Below are 998 nucleotides of genomic sequence, written 5' to 3' on the forward strand. Positions count from 1 at the left end.
GCGTACCGTAAGGGAGTTGCTGCGGCGGGGCGGGGAACCGGCCCGACTGCGCCGGCACGCCCGAGTGGAGCGGCCCCGCCGGGTGGTGCTGCTCGTCGATGTGAGCGGCTCGATGGCGCCGTACGCCGACGCGCTGCTGCGGTTCGCGCACGCGGCGGTACGCGCGGGCCGTACGGAAGTGTTCACCATCGGCACCCGGCTGACCCGGGTCACCCGCGAACTCTCGCACCGCGACCCGGACTTGGCGATGGCGGCCGTCGCGGCGGCCGTGCCGGACTGGCGCGGCGGCACCCGGCTCGGCGAGCTGGTGCGCGAGTTCCTGAACCGCTGGGGGCAGCGTGGGATGGCCCGCGGGGCGATCGTCGTGCTGCTCTCGGACGGCTGGGAGCGCGGCGATCCGGACCTGCTCGGACAGCAGATGCGCCGGCTGCACGCCCTGGCCCACCAGGTGGTCTGGGCGAACCCGCGCAAGGCCCGCCCCGGTTACGCGCCGCTGGCCGCAGGAATGGCGGCGGCGCTGCCCAGCGTGGACGCCTTCGTCGAGGGGCACAGCCTGGCCGCGCTGGAGCGGCTGGCGGCAGTGGTGCGCGGTGCAGCGGCCCCGGAGGCCGGTGTGGCCCGGGTGAGAGGAGCGGATCGTGCGTGAGATTCTGCCGGCGCTGGCCCGCTGGCACGCGGCCGGGACCCCGTTCGGTCTGGCCACGGTCGTCGCGGTCAGCCGCAGCGCGCCGCGCGGCCCGGGTGCCGCGATGGCGGTGGGCCCTGACGACGAGGTCGTGGGCAGCGTGTCCGGGGGCTGTGTGGAAGGCGCGGTGTTCGAACTCGCCCAGGAGGTCGTGGCGAGCGGCGAGCCGCGCCTGGAAACCTTCGGGTACAGCGACGAGGACGCGTTCGCGGTCGGCCTCACCTGCGGCGGCGAGATCACCCTGCTGGTACGGCCGGTGACCGCCGCGTCGGACCCGGCGTTCGGCGCGGTCGCCGCGTCGGTCGCCGCGGGT

General features: G+C 76.0%; 2 protein-coding genes. Both read left to right on the forward strand.

Features of this window, described 5'->3' with window-relative positions:
- A partial coding sequence (locus tag M878_RS92875) for a VWA domain-containing protein (protein ID WP_158692632.1) occupies positions 1–646 on the forward strand: 646 nt, incomplete at its 5' end.
- Positions 639–998 (forward strand): XdhC family protein (locus tag M878_RS99425; protein ID WP_037730060.1); only part of this gene is annotated, 360 nt, incomplete at its 3' end. The genes M878_RS92875 and M878_RS99425, both read left to right, overlap by 8 nt.

This window comes from Streptomyces roseochromogenus subsp. oscitans DS 12.976 (genome assembly GCF_000497445.1).
Taxonomy (GTDB): Bacteria; Actinomycetota; Actinomycetes; order Streptomycetales; family Streptomycetaceae; genus Streptomyces; species Streptomyces oscitans.